Annotated in this window: 7 protein-coding genes; 1 reads left to right on the top strand and 6 read right to left on the bottom strand. The window is 76.3% G+C overall.

Going from position 1 to position 12,461, the window contains the following annotated elements:
- Positions 1–20 precede the first annotated feature (20 nt).
- Both OH807_RS25400 and OH807_RS25395 read right to left on the bottom strand, forming a co-directional pair.
- Entirely contained in the window at positions 21–3,398 is a 3,378-nt protein-coding gene (locus OH807_RS25400) for an ATP-dependent helicase (RefSeq protein ID WP_406202864.1), read from the bottom strand.
- Positions 3,399–3,561: 163 nt separating this feature from the next.
- A complete protein-coding gene (locus tag OH807_RS25395; protein WP_406202863.1) occupies positions 3,562–3,918 on the bottom strand; it encodes an MGMT family protein in 357 nt (118 codons plus the stop codon).
- A 134-nt stretch (positions 3,919–4,052) separates the two neighbouring features.
- Here OH807_RS25395 and OH807_RS25390 point away from each other — a divergent pair, with 134 nt between their 5' ends.
- The gene (locus OH807_RS25390) at positions 4,053–6,815 is read left to right on the top strand and encodes a flippase-like domain-containing protein (RefSeq protein ID WP_406202861.1); all 2,763 of its coding nucleotides are present in this window, start codon (positions 4,053–4,055) and stop codon (positions 6,813–6,815) included.
- Positions 6,816–6,935: 120 nt separating this feature from the next.
- Here the strand turns inward: OH807_RS25390 and moeZ are convergent, their stop codons facing one another.
- The 4 genes from moeZ to OH807_RS25370 form a co-directional block, all read right to left on the bottom strand.
- Positions 6,936–8,114 carry an adenylyltransferase/sulfurtransferase MoeZ gene (gene moeZ, locus OH807_RS25385; RefSeq protein ID WP_406202859.1) on the bottom strand — a complete coding sequence of 393 codons (1,179 nt, stop codon included), beginning with the start codon at positions 8,112–8,114 and terminating at the stop codon, positions 6,936–6,938.
- A 262-nt stretch (positions 8,115–8,376) separates the two neighbouring features.
- Positions 8,377–9,375 carry an NAD-dependent epimerase/dehydratase family protein gene (locus OH807_RS25380; RefSeq protein ID WP_406202857.1) on the bottom strand — a complete coding sequence of 333 codons (999 nt, stop codon included), beginning with the start codon at positions 9,373–9,375 and terminating at the stop codon, positions 8,377–8,379.
- A gap of 118 nt (positions 9,376–9,493) precedes the next feature.
- Positions 9,494–10,633: a hypothetical protein gene (locus OH807_RS25375; protein WP_406202855.1), complete on the bottom strand. Its 1,140-nt coding sequence runs from the start codon at positions 10,631–10,633 to the stop codon at positions 9,494–9,496.
- Positions 10,633–12,276 (bottom strand): DUF3492 domain-containing protein, encoded by a 1,644-nt coding sequence (locus OH807_RS25370; protein ID WP_406202853.1) that lies wholly within the window; start codon positions 12,274–12,276, stop codon positions 10,633–10,635. The genes OH807_RS25375 and OH807_RS25370 overlap by 1 nt, the downstream gene beginning before the upstream one ends.
- Positions 12,277–12,461: the final 185 nt, after the last annotated feature.

Genomic DNA, 12,461 nt, shown 5'->3' with positions numbered 1-12,461 from the left:
CCCGGCCGGGGTGACCCTCGCTACTCGACGAGCTGCGCGCCGTCCCGCTGGGCCGAGCAGCTGCGGCGGAACGAACAGCGGTCGCAGCCGCCGCCGGTCTGCGGCACGAAGCGCTCGGCGAGCACCCGCCCGGCCGCGTCGGCGAGCAGGTTCTCGATCCACGGCTCGCCCTCGGGAGGGTCCTGCCGCTGCACCTTGGGCGCGTCCGGGACGCCCTTGTCGGGCTTGCGCAGCTGGACGAGCTCGGCGCCGCCGGACTCGGGCGCGCGGCCGTCGAAGCCGGGCAGTTCGTTGAGCGCCCCGGCCCGGACGGCGAGCTGGTAGACGGCGAGCTGCTTGTGCTCGGGCAGCGACTTGTCGGTCGGCGCCTCCTTGCCGGTCTTGAAGTCGACCACGTAGGCGCGCCCCGCCTCGTCCCGCTCGACCCGGTCCATCGAGCCGCGGATCCGCACCGCGACACCGCCGGTGTCCAGGGTGACGTCGAAGCCGTGCTCGGTGGCGACGACGTCCCGGCCGCGCTGCAGCACGTGCCAGTGCAGGAAGCGCTCCAGGGCCGCCCGGGCCTCGCCCTTCTCCTGCTGGGACTTCCACGGCGCGTCGAAGGCCAGCGCGTCCCAGACCGTGTCCAGCCGCTCCATCAGGACGGCGAGGTCGGCCGGGGTGCGGCCGGAGCCGACCTCGTCGGCGAGGGCGTGCACCACGTTGCCGAAGCCCTGGGCGGCGGAGGAGGAGCCGCGGGCCTTGACCTCCTTGTCCAGGAACCACTGGAGCGAGCAGTTCTCCAGCTGCTCCAGACCGCTGCCGGAGAGCCGGACCGGCAGGTCGGCGCTGCGCAGCGGGTCGGGGGCGGCGGTGGCGTCGTCCAGGCCCCACCAGCGGTCCGGGTGGGCGGCCGGGACGAGCGGCAGGCCGTCCTCGTCGGCGGCCAGCGCCAGGGTGGCGAGCCGTTCGGCGGCGGCGCGGCGCAGCTCCGGCGAGCGGGACCGGTCGACGGTGACCGCGCGCAGCTCGGCGACGAGCGCGGCGACGTTGAGCGGGCGGCGCGGGCGGTGGGTGACGTCCTCGACGGTGGCCGGCGGGGTGCGGCGCAGCACCCGGCCGGTGCGCGGGTCGACGTCCTCGCGGTAGAGCTCGCGCAGGAAGCGGGAGGGCTTGTCGCCGTCGTCGGCGGGCGCCTTGACCGCGGTGACGATCAGCCGTTCCCGGGCCCGGGTCGCGGCGACGTAGAAGAGCCGGCGCTCCTCGCCGAGCAGGGCGGCCGGGGAGAGCGGCTCGGCGAGGCCGTCGCGGCCGATCCGGTCGGCCTCCAGCAGCGAGCCGCGGCGGCGCAGGTCCGGCCAGAGGCCCTCCTGGACGCCGGCCACCACGACCACGCGCCACTCCAGGCCCTTGGAGCGGTGCGCGGTCATCAGCCGGACGGCCTCCGGGCGGACGGCCCGCACGGTGAGGGTGTCGGCGGCGATGTCCTGGGCCTCCAGCTCGGCGAGCAGGTCGAGGGCGCTGCGGTGGCCGGTGACCTGCTCCTCGGCGCGGGCGGCCGTCTCGAACAGGGCGCAGAGCGCGTCGAGGTCGCGGTCGGCGTTGCGGCCGGCGGCGCCGCCGCGCAGCGCGGCCCGCTCCAGCCGCTCGCGCCAGCGCCGGCTGCCGTCCCAGAGCTCCCAGAGCGCGTCCTCGGCGGTGCAGCCGCCGGCCAGCCGCTCGCGGACCTTGCGCAGCAGGGTGCCCAGGTCGCGGGCGCGCCGGGCGTAGGACGGGTCCAGGGCGATCAGCCGCTCGGGCTCGGCGAGGGCCTCGCGGATCAGCTCCTCGGCCGGGCGCGGCACGGCGGCGGGCCGGCCGTCGGCGCGCAGCGCGGCGCGCTCCTCCTCGCGCAGGGCGCGGCCGAGCCGGCGCAGGTCGGAGCCGTCCATGCCGCCGAGCGGGCCGGTGAGCAGGGCGTGGGCCAGCTCGGTGGTGAGCGGCCCGGGAGCGTCGGCGGGGGTGTCGGCGCGGGCGCCGTGCCGGTCCCGGGCGGCCTGCTCGGCGCAGACCCGCAGGGCGAGCAGCAGCTGGGCGACGGCCGGCTCCTCGCGCAGCGGCAGGTCGTCGCCGTCGATCTCCAGCGGGACGCCCGCCGAGCCGAGCGCCCGCCGCACGCCCGGGATGGACCTGCCGCCGGCCCGGACCAGGACGGCCATCTCGCCCCACGGCACGCCGTCCTCCAGGTGGGCCCGGCGCAGCAGGTCGGCGATCGAGTCGAGCTCGGTGCCGGGGGTGGGGTAGGTGTACACCTCGACCCGGCCGCCCTCGCGGGAGGGCAGCAGGGCGCGGTGCTGGGCGAGCTTCTCGGCGGGCAGCCGGCCCATCGGCATCCGCCGGGCGAGCTCCCGGGAGGCGGCCAGCAGGACGGCCCCGGAGCGGCGGGAGACCCGCAGCACCCGGACCTCGGCGGGGCTGCCGTCGGCCTGCGGGAAGGCGTGCGGGAATTCCAGGATGCCGTTGATGTCGGCGCCGCGGAACGCGTAGATCGACTGGTCCGGGTCGCCGACGGCGATCAGCTCGCGCCCGCCGCCGGCCAGCCGGCGCAGCAGCCGGACCTGCGACGGGTCGGTGTCCTGGTACTCGTCGACGAAGACCACGTCGTACCGCTGCCGCAGCTCCTCGCCGACCTCGGGGCGCTCCGCGAGCAGGACGGCGCGGTGGACGAGCTCGGCGTAGTCGAGCACGCCGCGCAGGTCCAGCACGTCCAGGTAGTCGGCCAGGAAGTGCGCGGCGGCGGCCCAGTCGGGCCGCTGCACGCCCTCGGCGAAGCGCTCCAGCTCGGCCTCGCCGAGGCCCAGCTCGCGGCTGCGGGCGAGCACGGCGCGGACTTCGTCGGCGAAGCCGCGGGTGGTCAGGCAGGCCCGCAGGTCGAGCGGCCAGCCGATCCGGCCGCCCGTCGCGGGGCCGTCGGGGCCGCCGGCCGCGGCGGCGAGCCGGGCGTCCTCGGCGCCGCCGGCCAGCAGCTCGCGGACCATCACGTCCTGTTCGGGGCCGGAGAGCAGCCGCAGCGGCTCGGCGTAGTCCTGCGGGTCCTGGTGGGCGCGGAGCAGGGCGTAGCTGAAGGAGTGGAAGGTGGTGGCCTGCGGCACCCCGGCCCGGGGCGCCGGGGAGGTGCCGAGCCGGGCGGACATCCGGTCGCGCAGCTCCATCGCGGCCTTGCGGCTGAAGGTCAGCACCAGGATCCGCTCGGGGTCCGTGCCCTGCTCGATCCGCCGGGCGACGGCCTCCACCAGCGTGGTGGTCTTCCCCGTCCCGGGCCCGGCGAGCACCAGCAGCGGGCCGCCCGTGTGCTCGGCCACGGCGCGCTGGTACTCGTCCAGCACGGGCGGGTCGGGCTGTACGAGAGGGTTGCGCACCAGACGGTAGGGGGAGCTCACGAATGTCCTGGGGGTTGTGCTGCGGGCCACGGAAGGCGGGCCCCGCCGGGGGCCCGTCCGTATCGAGCCTACGATCCTGCCCCGTCATTCCCGTCCGCGCACCCGGTTCGCCGCAATCCGGCGGGGTGCGGGCCGCGGCCCGCGCCCCCGGCAGCGGGCACGGTCAGCCGTCGGCCGGCCGGCCGTCCCAGCGGGCCCGCCGGAGGTCGACCCGGGGCGGGTCGGCGAGCTCGCGCAGCGGGGTGCCCTCGTCTCCGTAGTGGGCGAGGGCGCGCTGCTCGTGGCCGGGCAGGAAGCGGCCGTCCGCACGGATCACCCGCCACCAGGGCACGGCGGCGCCGTAGAGTGCCATCACCCGGCCGACCTGCCGGGGGCCGCCCTGGCCGAGGTACTCGGCAACGTCCCCGTAGGTCATCACCCTGCCGGGTGGAATCCGCTCGGTCAGGTCGAGCACCAGTTCGGCGAAGGGCGGAAGTGCGCCCCCGTCACCGTCGTCGTCAGCGTCCGTCACCTGCGGCATTCTTCCGCACGGGGGCCCGCACGGGGAGCCGTACGAACGATCCGCCGCGCCCGATCCGCCCCCTGTCCAGCACGGGGCGCCGCGGCATGCCACCATCTTCGGGGCGGTGAGTGGTGATACGAGGACAAGACCAGATGACCGGGACGGCTGACGTGGGCGTGGACGAGGACTCCGACGAGTCCACCGACGCCGTGCCCGCAGCTCCCGGCGGTGTGCCCGCCGCCGGGCCGTCCCCGGAAGTCTCCCTGATCAAGGACCGGACGATCAAGACCCCCCAGCCGGGCGTCGCCGCGGCACCCGAGCACCTGCCGGCCCCCGCGGCCACGCCGGCGCCGTCCGGTGTCCCGGCCCAGCCGCCCGCCGGGCCCGTCCCGCCCGCCGGCCCCGACGACGCCGCGGACACCGACGAGGCCCCCGACGACACCCCGCACCTGGACGTCGACGAACCGCTGCTCGCCGCCCGCGCGCACCGCCCGTCCGACCTGATCCGGTTCCTGGCCGGCGTCTTCGGCATAGTCGCCGTGTTCGTCCTGGCCGGCGTGGCGACGTCGACGACCACCGGCATCGAGCTGGACATCGCCTCCAACGCCCCCCGCTTCTCCCCCGTCCTCGCCACCATCACCGGCCTGGTCTCCAGCGTGGCGGTGCTCGCCGTCCCGCTCGCCTTCGCGGTCGAGCGGCTGATCAAGCGCGACGGCCTGCGGGTCGCCGACGGCGTGCTCGCCTCGGTGCTCGCCTACGGCGTCTCGCTGGGCATCGACTGGTGGGTCGCCGAGGGCGCCTCCGACCACATCCGGGACGCCCTGACCCGGCTGCCGCTGGACAGCAACGGCGCGCTCACCGACCCGGTGCACGGCTACCTGGCCCCGGTGATCGCCTACATGACGGCCGTCGGCATGTCGAGCCGGCCCCGCTGGCGGGTCGCCCTCTGGGTGGTGGTGATCTTCAGCGGGATCACCGAGCTGCTCGGCGGCTACACCACCCCGCTCTCGCTGCTGCTCACCGTCCTGATCGGCTGGTCCGTCGCCTACGGCACGCTGTACGCGATCGGCTCGCCGAACATCCGGCCCACCGGCCAGCACCTGATGATCGGCCTGCGCAAGGTCGGCTTCACCCCGGCCAGCGCCCACCGCGCCCCGGACGCCCCCGGCGGCACCCGCCGCTACTTCGTCGCCCAGCAGAGCGGCCCGCCGCTGGACGTCCACATCGTCGACCGCGAGCAGCAGGCCTCCGGCTTCTTCTACCGGGCCTGGCGGCGGCTGAGGCTGCGCTCGGTGGCCGTCCGGCGCAGCCCGCAGTCGCTGCGCCAGGCGCTGGAGCAGGAGGCGCTGATCGCCTACGCGGCCGCCGCCTCCGGCGCCCGCGCCCCGCAGCTGGTCGCCACCTCGGAGCTGGGCCCGGACGCCGCGATCCTGGTCTACGAGAACGTCGAGGGCCGCCAGCTGGACGACCTCGCCGACGAGGAGGTCACCGACCAGGTGATGGCCTCGCTCTGGGAGTCCGTCGGCGCCCTGCACGAACGCCGGATCGCGCACCGCCGGCTCACCGGCGAGTCGCTGCTGGTGGTCGACGGGAAGACGGCCTGCCTGGTCAACCTCTCCGGTGGCGACATCGCCGCCACCGACCTGACGCTGCGCATCGACGTCGCCCAGCTGCTCACCACCTTCGCCCTGCGGATCGGCCCGGAGCGGGCGGTCGCCACCGCCAACGCCGTCCTCGGCGCCGACCGGGTCGCCCAGGCGCTGCCGCTGCTCCAGCCGGTCGGGATGAGCCGCTCCACCCGCGTCGACCTGAAGAAGCTCACCAAGGAGCGCAAGGCCGCGGCGCAGGCCCGGGCACTGGAGCAGGTCGCCGCCGGCGAGCGCACCCAGGAGCAGGCCGAGGAGGACATCGCGGCGGCCGGCGAGGACCTGCTCAGCCGGATCCGCGGCCAGATCCTCCAGATCGCGCCCGAGGCGCCGATGGAGCCGGCCAAGCTGGAACGGCTCAGGCCGAAGACGCTGATCATGGTGATCGCGCTCACCTTCGCCGCCTACCTGGCGCTGACCACCATCAAGCCGGCCCAGCTCAAGCTCTCCCAGATGGACTGGGCCTGGGCGGCGGTGGCGCTCGCCGCGGCCGCGTTCAGCTACGTCGCCGCGTCGATGAGCCTGACCGGCTTCGTGCCGGAGAAGCTGCCGTTCCGGCGCACCGTCGCCGCCCAGCTGGCCGGGTCCTTCGTGAAGCTGGTCGCGCCCGCCGCGATCGGCGGCATCGCGCTGAACACCCGCTACCTTCAGAAGGCCGGCATCCGCTCCGGGCAGGCGGTCGCCTCGGTCGGCGCCTCCCAGCTGGCCGGCCTGGCCGGGCACCTGCTGCTGCTGTTCAGCTTCGGCCTGATCACCGGCAGCCAGACCAACGGGGACCTCTCGGCCTCCCGCGCGGTGATCATCGGCGTGCTGACCGCCGCCGTGCTCGCCCTGGTGGTCGCGGCGGTCGCCCCGCTGCGGCGGTTCGTGCTGAACCGGCTGCGCTCGCTGTTCTTCGGCGTGGTGCCGCGGATGCTCGACCTGATGCAGACGCCCAGCAAGCTGGTCACCGGCTTCGGCGGCATCCTGCTGCTGACGCTGTCGTTCACCGCCTGCCTGGACGCCTCGGTGCAGGCCTTCGGCGGCTCGATCAGCTTCTCGGCGGTGGCGGTGGTCTTCCTGACGGCCAACGCGGCCGGCTCGGCCATCCCCACGCCGGGCGGCATCGGCCCGGTCGAGTTCGCCCTGATCGGTGCGCTCACCGTGGCGGACGTCCCGCCGGCCGTCGCCACCCCGGCGGTGTTCCTCTACCGGGCGCTCACCTTCTGGCTGCCGGTGCTGCCCGGCTGGATCTCCTACAACGTGCTCCAGCGCCGGGGCGCGCTCTAGGGCTTCTCCGACGAGCCCCAGGGCCCCGGGGCTCGTACCCCGCCGCGGCGGGCGCGGCCGGACATGCGGAAGGGCCCGCCGGAGCGGGCCCTTCGCACGTGCGGACTCTAGTAGGCGGGTCTAGTAGGCGGGCTTGTGCGGCTCGATCTGGCTGACCCAGCCGAGCACGCCGCCGCCCAGGTGGACGGCGTTGGCGAAGCCGGCCGACTTCACCACGGCCAGCACCTCGGCCGAGCGCACGCCCGACTTGCAGTGCAGCACGATCTTCTTGTCCTGCGGCAGCGACTCCAGCGCGTTGCCCATCAGGAACTCGTTCTTCGGGATCAGCACCGCGCCGGGGATGCTGACGATCTCGTACTCGCCGGGCTCGCGGACGTCGATGAGGTAGATGTCCTCCTCGTCGTCCTGCCACTCCTTCAGCTGCTTCGAGGTGATCGTCGACCCGGCGGCGGCGGCCTGCGCCTCCTCCGACACGACGCCGCAGAAGGCCTCGTAGTCGATCAGCTCGGTGACCGTCGGGTTCTCGCCGCAGAGCGCGCAGTTCGGGTCCTTGCGGACCTTCACCTGGCGGTAGTTCATCTCCAGGGCGTCGTAGATCATCAGCCGGCCGACCAGCGGCTCGCCGACGCCGGCCAGCAGCTTGATCGCCTCGGTGACCTGGATCGAGCCGATGGACGCGCAGAGCACGCCCAGCACGCCGCCCTCGGCGCAGGACGGGACCATGCCCGCCGGCGGGGCCTCCGGGTAGAGGCAGCGGTAGCAGGGGCCGTGCTCGGCCCAGAACACGCTGGCCTGGCCGTCGAAGCGGTAGATCGAGCCCCACACGTAGGGCTTGCCGAGCAGCACCGCGGCGTCGTTCACCAGGTACCGGGTGGCGAAGTTGTCGGTGCCGTCGACGATCAGGTCGTAGCCGGAGAAGATCTCCATCACGTTGTCGTTGTCGAGGCGCTCCTCGTGGAGGATCACGTCGACGTAGGGGTTGATCTCCTTGACGGAGTCCCGCGCCGACTCGCCCTTGGACCGGCCGATGTCCGACTGGCCGTGGATGATCTGACGCTGCAGGTTGGACTCGTCCACCACGTCGAACTCGACGATGCCGAGCGTGCCGACGCCCGCCGCGGCCAGGTACATCAGCGCGGGCGAGCCCAGGCCGCCGGCGCCGACGCACAGCACCTTGGCGTTCTTCAGCCGCTTCTGCCCGGCCATGCCCACGTCGGGGATGATCAGGTGGCGGGAGTACCTGCGGACCTCGTCGACGGTGAGCTCGGCGGCCGGCTCGACCAGGGGTGGCAGCGACACGGGGACTCCGTTGGTCGTCGGTTCAGGTGGCCGGGGCCAACCTCTTGTGGCTTGTGCTCCGCCACCGAAGTGGCTCTGCTACGCCAACAGTGTCATGCCGCCCCGGTATTCCGAGACAGCCCGTCCGACTGGCGAGACACCCGGCACCGGATGCTGGGACCGCCCTGCCGGGCCCCGTCACCGCAGGTCGGGGGCGCAGCAGCCGGGCCCCGCCGGGCCGTTGCGCCCCCGGCCGGGGCCCGGCCGGAGCACCCCCCGACGGTCAGACCCGGCAGGCCGTCTCCAGCCAGACGTCCCCGAGCGACTCCTCCAGCGGCACCTGCGTCCGCCAGCCGAGACGGTCCCGCGCGGTCCGCACGTCCGCCTGCCGCCACGGCACCGGCTCGCCCGCCGGCATCCGGCCCTCCGCCGGCCGCGGCTCCGGGCGGTGCCCCGGCAGGTGGTGCTGGCCCAGGTGCGCGGCGGGGTGCTCGGCCGGCCCGCCCGCCTGCGCGGGCAGCAGGACCTGCCGGTTCTCCTCCACGATCGCCCCCTCGTACCCGGACGCGCGGACCAGCAGCTGCGCCGCCTCACGGGCCCGGACGGCGTGGCCGCTGCCGATGTTGATCACCCCGGTGGCCGCCGACACGGCCGCCGCCCGGATCGCCCGCGCGACGTCCCGGACGTCGACGAAATCCCGGTATCCGGACAGGTCCGGCATCCGCACCTGCGACTCGTCCCGTTCCAGCGCCCGCCGCAGCCCCTCGGCGAGCCGGCCGAACAGCGAGGCGGTCGGCGCCCCCGGACCCACCACGTCGAACACCCGCAGCACCGCCGCGTCCAGCCCGGAGGAGAGCACCAGCTCGGTGCCGGCCAGCTTGGACACCCCGTACGGGCCGACCGGGCGCGGCTCGGCCGCCTCCGAGACCGGCACGCCGCCCGGGACCGGCCCGTACTCGGCCGCCGACCCGACGTGCACCAGCCGGGCCGGTTCGCGGCTGCGCCGGATCGCCTCGCAGACGGTGGCGACGGCCAGCGTGTTGGCCCGGATCAGGGTGCGCGAGCTGCCGTAGGTGGCCCCCGCGCAGTTGATCACCACCTGGGGGGCGACGGCGTCCAGGAACCGGGCCAGCGCACCCGGGCTGCCGGTGGTCAGGTCGAAGCGGATGTCGGCCGAGTCGCGCCGGCCGAGCACCGTCACCTGCAACTCCTGGTCCACGAGCAGACGATCGGTGACCCGGCGGCCGATGAAGCCGTCGGCGCCCAGCAGCAGCACCCTCATCGGGGGCGTCCTTCCACGAAGCGAGGTCGGGTACGACCTGGCGGACCTTGTGAGAACAGAGCAGTTCGGACGGTCGTGCGGCCCGTCGGCCGGTCCGGGCGGACCGGTCGGCGGGCGGTCAGCGGTGCGCGCCGGCCCGGCCGAGCACCGGCCAGGCGTAGGCGAACAGGGCCAGTGCGACGGCCCCGCCGCCGAGCAGCCAGGCCACCTGGGCCGGCCGGCCCAGGGCGAGCGGCACCGCGGCGGCGGCCGGCCCGGCGAGCGCGCCCAGCGCGGCGGCGCCACGGCGGTCGCAGTGGGCCAGCAGCACCGGCAGCACCAGCAGCAGGCCCAGCACGCCCTGCACCGCCCACTGGACGGGGCCGGCGCGCTCGGCCGCCAGGTGCAGCAGCCCGCCGCCGTGGCCCGGCCCGGGGCGCGGGGCGACGGCCGTCAGCACGGCGAGCGCGGCGAAGCTGAGCACCGCCAGCACGGCCAGGTGCAGGGCGACCGCCACCGGCAGCACCGGCCGCATCCGGGCCCGGAACTCGGCGAGGGTGCCCGCCGTCCGCAGGTGGCCGCGGCCGACCCGGCGGAACCAGCGCGCGGCCCACTCGGCCGAGCCGGCCGACAGCGCCGCGGCCAGCGCCAGCGCGGCCGTCACCCGGCCGTCCCCCGCCACCCCGGCGAGCGGGAGCAGCAGCAGCCCGGCCGCCCCGGCCCCGTGACCGAGCGCGGCCGGCCCCGGCCACCGTGGCCGGCCGGCCACGGCAGGGCCCGGACAGGGATCCGGCGCGGGCGCGGGCCCCGCCGGCCGGGCCCCCGAGAGCGCCGGCAGCAGGACGAGCGGGACGGCCGCCGCCAGCAGCACCGGCCGGTGCCCCCCGAGCGCGGCGGCGGCCGCCACCGGCAGCACCGCCAGCGCCGACGAGCCCAGGACGGCGCCCGGCCCGCGCGGCCGGCCGGTCTCCGGGCCGTCGGCCGGTGGCGGCGGGCGGCGCGGCACCCGGGCGTACAGCTCCTCGGCGAGCCCGAACAGGTCGGCGTGCCGGCAGCGGGCGGCCTCCTCCGGGCCCAGCCCGGCCTCCTCCAGACCGGCCACGATCTCCAGCGGGTCGACCGCCCGCTCGCAGAGCACCCGGTGCTCCGCCATCACCTCCCGGACCGGGTCCCCGGTGACCCCGGTGACCCCGGTGACCCTGATGCCCCCGACGGCTCCGGGGATCCCGCCGGCCCCCGGGCCCGCCGGCGGCCCGGCCGCCCCGCCGTCGCCGGCCATCAGACCGCCTCCGCGAGGGCGCCCGGCCGGCCGGGCGCCGCGTCCGCATCCGCCCCGGCCGGCTCCTCGACGCTCCCGTCCTCCTCGCCCGGCCGCTCCTGCGCCGCGCCGCCCCGGCGGTCCGCGAGCCAGTACTCGGCGGGCCGGGCGAACGGGCGGGGTCGCTCACCGGCCGGGCCGGTGCCGGCGGCCGGGAAGGCCGGCCACTGCGAGACCAGCTCCAGGTAGATCTCGCGGAACGCCCCGACCACCGGTTCCACGGCGAAGCGTTCCTGCGCGCGCAGCCGCCCGGCCAGCCCGAGCCGTGCCCGGCGTTCCTCGTCGCGCAGCAGCGCCAGACAGGCCCCGGCCAGCGCCCGGGGGTCCCGCGGGGGGACGAGCAGCCCGGTCGGGCCGACGACCTCGCGGACCACCCCGACATCGGTGGAGACGACCGCCCGGCCGCTCAGCATCGCGTCGGCCGGCAGCCCCGGGTTGCGCTGCGAGAGCGCCGAGAAGACCACCACCGTGCCGCTCTCCCAGGCCGCCGCGGACGACTCCGGCCGCCCGGCGAACTCCACCGCGCCGGCCACCCCCAGCCGTCCGGCCACCGCCTCGCAGTGCGCGCGGTACCCCGGGGCGGCCTCCTCGCCGTACACCAGCAGCCGCGCCGCGGGCAGCTCGGTCCGCACCCGCGCGAAGGCGTGCAGCATCAGCTCGGTGTCCCGGCCGGGCTCCAACGGGCCGGCCCAGACCAGGGTGGGCGCGGCCGGTTCGGGGCCGGCCGCGGCCCGGGCCACCGCCGGGGTGCCCTCGTAGACCACCCTGGTGCGGGCCGGGTCGGCGCCGCAGCGCTGCTGCCACTGCTGGTCGTAGGCGCTGCCGGGGGTCAGTATCGCGGCCTGCCGGTACGTCTCCTCGGTGAGCGCCCGGAAGTAGGCGAGGAGCAGCGCCCGGACCGGCCAGCGGTACGGCGCCTCGCGGTAGCCCAGGTACTGCTCGCGCAGGTGCAGACCGTGCTCGGTGACCACGAACGGCACCCCGTGCAGGTGCTTGGCGACCAGTGCGGGCAGGGCCGCCGGGCCGCCGCCGACCACGTGGCAGAGGTCCGCCGCCCCGAGGCCGCCGGGCCCGGTGCCGTACCAGGGGGCGGAGAGCGGTCGCAGGCACTGTTCCAGCAGGTCGGCCGCGACCAGCACGTCGCAGACCAGGGGCTGACCGGCCGAGGTGTCCGCCCCCGGGGCGCGCCAGACCCGTTCCAGCGTGCGCCGGGCGTGTGCCGAGGCGAGGAAGCCCGGCAGCGCGCCGTCCTCCCGGGCGAGCGCCGCCAGCCGCTGGAGCCCGGCCCCGAAACCACCGCGCGCGCCCGGCATCACCAGCGCCCGGACCAGCTCCTCGTACGCCCGCACGTACTGGCGTCTGCGCAGGGCCGACGGCACCCGGCCGGCCGGGCGGCGGCCCCACAGAGCCAGCTCGTGGACCCCGAGCCAACGGCCCCGGGGGTCGGCGCCGATCCCCGAGCCCGTCCCGGAGCCGGCCGCACCGGCCGTCACGTACAGCTCGAAGTCGTGCTCGCGCAGGCCCTCCAGCAGCCGTGCGCACCAGCCGCCGACGCCACGCTGGGGGTCCGGACGCCCACCCTCGGTGAGCAGAGCAACGCGCACGGGAGACCTCCAGAGCAGAGCGGATCATGGCTGACCAGGGCGGATCGGGGCAGATCAGGGTGGATCGAGGCGGATCGGGGTGGATCGACGGAGTGCTCGGCCGGATCGACCGGCTCCCGGTGCCCCGCGGGACGGCACGGGGCGGAGCTCGGGGCGGGGAGAGGCCGGGCTGCCGCCCGCACCGC

It is taken from the genome of Kitasatospora sp. NBC_01560 (assembly GCF_045208415.1).
In the GTDB taxonomy this organism is placed as follows: Bacteria; Actinomycetota; Actinomycetes; order Streptomycetales; family Streptomycetaceae; genus Kitasatospora.
The sequence above is the reverse complement of the archived record's forward strand: the minus strand, read 5'-3'. Positions and strand labels throughout refer to the sequence as shown.

Bases quoted from the DNA above. Each gene is read 5' to 3' on its own strand.
- OH807_RS25375 (WP_406202855.1), bottom strand. From the start codon at position 10,633: ATGGCCGGCGACGGCGGGGCGGCCGGGCCGCCGGCGGGCCCGGGGGCC.
- OH807_RS25390 (WP_406202861.1), top strand. From the start codon at position 4,053: ATGACCGGGACGGCTGACGTGGGCGTGGACGAGGACTCCGACGAGTCC.
- OH807_RS25395 (WP_406202863.1), bottom strand. From the start codon at position 3,918: ATGCCGCAGGTGACGGACGCTGACGACGACGGTGACGGGGGCGCACTT.
- OH807_RS25380 (WP_406202857.1), bottom strand. From the start codon at position 9,375: ATGAGGGTGCTGCTGCTGGGCGCCGACGGCTTCATCGGCCGCCGGGTC.